The organism is Maribellus mangrovi (genome assembly GCF_037646455.1).
GTDB classification, from domain to species: domain Bacteria; phylum Bacteroidota; class Bacteroidia; order Bacteroidales; family Prolixibacteraceae; genus Draconibacterium; species Draconibacterium mangrovi_A.
Genome location: NZ_JBBIXN010000012.1, coordinates 2,501 through 5,619, shown reverse-complemented (window position 1 = coordinate 5,619; position 3,119 = coordinate 2,501). Strand labels below are relative to the sequence as shown.

Annotated in this window: 1 protein-coding gene, 2 tRNA genes and 2 rRNA genes (1 of these 5 cut by a window edge); all 5 read left to right on the top strand. The window is 46.6% G+C overall.

Annotated features, from left to right (window positions below):
* A partial coding sequence (locus tag WFY05_RS22215; RefSeq protein ID WP_340115142.1) for a hypothetical protein occupies positions 1–231 on the top strand: 231 nt, incomplete at its 5' end.
* A 66-nt stretch (positions 232–297) separates the two neighbouring features.
* Positions 298–1,819: ribosomal RNA gene (locus WFY05_RS22210) — 16S ribosomal RNA — on the top strand.
* Positions 1,820–1,959: 140 nt separating this feature from the next.
* Positions 1,960–2,033, top strand: a tRNA-Ile gene (locus WFY05_RS22205).
* A gap of 81 nt (positions 2,034–2,114) precedes the next feature.
* Positions 2,115–2,188: transfer RNA gene (locus tag WFY05_RS22200), tRNA-Ala, on the top strand.
* 380 nt (positions 2,189–2,568) lie between these two features.
* Positions 2,569–3,119, top strand: a 23S ribosomal RNA gene (locus tag WFY05_RS22195); it runs 2,259 nt beyond the window's last position.
* Together the 16S and 23S rRNA genes with 2 tRNA genes alongside form the textbook arrangement of a ribosomal RNA operon.

The following is a 3,119-nucleotide window of genomic DNA, read 5'->3' as shown; positions in this document are numbered from 1 at the left end:
CCGATTAAATTTTTGGTAGGAATAAAAAGTTATTTACCTTTGTCGCCCCGAATTAAGGGAATGAGTTCCGGTGGTTTTGGAGAGAGATTGAGAGGAGAGAGAAAGATTCCACTGGTAAAATATAGAAAAAGCGTAGGATTGCCGGCATTAAGGTTTATTGAATTGAGGTGCTGGTTTTTTTCTGCGAGAAAGTTCTTTAAAATTTTGAAGCACAAAAAAGCAAGGTTATAAAACAACTTTGTTAATTTCTGAGAGACAAGTAAACCTGGAGCGAAGGATATTTAAACTTTTTAATTTACAACGGAGAGTTTGATCCTGGCTCAGGATGAACGCTAGCGGGAGGCTTAACACATGCAAGTCGAGGGGCAGCACGATCTTCGGATTGGTGGCGACCGGCGCACGGGTGCGTAACGCGTATGCAACCTTCCTTGTACAGGAGGATAGCCCATGGAAACGTGGATTAATACTCCATAGTATTGTTGAATCGCATGGTTTAACAATTAAAATTTCGGTGGTACAAGATGGGCATGCGTATGATTAGCTAGTTGGTGAGGTAACGGCTCACCAAGGCGACGATCATTAGGGGTTCTGAGAGGATTATCCCCCACACTGGTACTGAGACACGGACCAGACTCCTACGGGAGGCAGCAGTGAGGAATATTGGTCAATGGACGCAAGTCTGAACCAGCCATCCCGCGTGCAGGATGACGGCCCTATGGGTTGTAAACTGCTTTTCTACACCAAGAAAGGACGCTACGTGTAGCGTATTGACGGTAGTGTAGGAATAAGCATCGGCTAACTCCGTGCCAGCAGCCGCGGTAATACGGAGGATGCAAGCGTTATCCGGATTCATTGGGTTTAAAGGGTGCGCAGGTGGGCTTGTAAGTCAGTGGTGAAATACTGCCGCTTAACGGTAGAACTGCCATTGATACTGCAGGTCTTGAATATGGTTGAGGTAGGCGGAATGTGTTGTGTAGCGGTGAAATGCATAGATATGACACAGAACGCCGATTGCGAAGGCAGCTTACTAAGCCATGATTGACGCTGAGGCACGAAAGCGTGGGGAGCGAACAGGATTAGATACCCTGGTAGTCCACGCCGTAAACTATGATCACTCGCTGTTTGCGATACACAGTAAGCGGCTGAGCGAAAGCATTAAGTGATCCACCTGGGGAGTACGATCGCAAGGTTGAAACTCAAAGGAATTGACGGGGGCCCGCACAAGCGGAGGAACATGTGGTTTAATTCGATGATACGCGAGGAACCTTACCTGGGCTTAAATGTAGAGTGCATGAGGTGGAAACACTTCTTCCCTTCGGGGCTCTTTACAAGGTGCTGCATGGTTGTCGTCAGCTCGTGCCGTGAGGTGTCGGGTTAAGTCCCATAACGAGCGCAACCCTTATCGTTAGTTGCCATCAGGTCATGCTGGGGACTCTAGCGAGACTGCCACCGTAAGGTGAGAGGAAGGTGGGGATGACGTCAAATCAGCACGGCCCTTATGTCCAGGGCTACACACGTGTTACAATGGTCGGTACAAAGGGCAGCTACACAGCGATGTGATGCTAATCCCTAAAGCCGATCCCAGTTCGGATTGGAGTCTGCAACCCGACTCCATGAAGTTGGATTCGCTAGTAATCGGATATCAGCAATGATCCGGTGAATACGTTCCCGGGCCTTGTACACACCGCCCGTCAAACCATGGAAGCTGGGAGTGCCTGAAGTCTGTGACCGCAAGGAGCGGCCTAGGGTAAAACCGGTAACTGGGGTTAAGTCGTAACAAGGTAGCCGTACCGGAAGGTGTGGCTGGAACACCTCCTTTCTGGAGCACAGGTTTAGAAGATCTCTGTGACGAGATTGACAAAAGTTGTCCTTGCTTTTTTTACAATATTAATGAATACGAGTTACAAGCGGGAGCTGTTAGCTAGAAGCTCAAGGCTCAAAGCTTGAAGCTTCAAAGACAGTCCCGTAGCTCAGCTGGTTAGAGTACTACACTGATAATGTAGGGGTCCCCAGTTCAAGTCTGGGCGGGACTACACCGTAGTTCAAAGTCTAAAGTTCAGAGTTTAAAGTTGAAAAACACTTTGAACATTGAACACGAAACTTTAAACTGATTTGGGGGATTAGCTCAGTTGGCTAGAGCGCTAGATTTGCATTCTAGAGGTCAAGGGTTCGACTCCCTTATTCTCCACAGCGTGCTCCGCAGCCTTGGCAAAGGAGTACCGAGAGACTGAAAAGGTCGCAAAAGTCCATTGTTAAAACAGTGGCAAACGTTCAAAAAAACAAATGAAATACTGAAAGCAGGAAAAGTTTATATAAAAGTACACTTTACAAAAGTGTACAACTTTAAACTGCACGAGATAAGGCTGGTGCCTGATGTTGGGGTTCGATTCCCCGGTTATCTACTTACTTGAAGCTAAAAGCTAATTGCTTGAAGCTAAAAAGTTAAAGTTCTTTGGCATGTTGGGAAAAAGATAATTCTAGAAATTATCAAGAGTCAAATCACAATAAGAGAGATACGACAATTTTATAAGAGATACAAAAGTGAATCAATACGAGGATTCTATCTAAAAGAAAGTTACTAAGGGCGTACGGAGGATGCCTTGGCTCTCAGAGGCGATGAAGGACGTGACAAGCTGCGATAAGCTGCGGGGATTGGCAAATACGAATCGATCCGCAGATTTCCGAATGGGACAACCCATCCATTAATGGATATCCCGGGTAACCGGGAGGCAAACCCGCTGAACTGAAACATCTAAGTAAGCGGAGGAAAAGAAAATAATAATGATTCCCCTAGTAGTGGCGAGCGAAGAGGGAATAGCCTAAACTGGTATTGTTTCGGCAATACCAGGGTTGTAGGGCTGCAATACGGAGAAATATTTTGAACTGGAACAGTTTTGGAAAAGCTGACCACAGACGGTGACAGTCCGGTACAGGTAAGAAATATAATCCCAGCAGTACCCTGAGTAGGGCGGAACACGAGAAATTCTGTCTGAATCTGCCAGGACCATCTGGTAAGGCTAAATACTACTGAGAGACCGATAGTGAACAAGTACCGTGAGGGAAAGGTGAAAAGCACCCCGAACAGGGGAGTGAAATAGTACCTGAAACCGTGCGCTTAC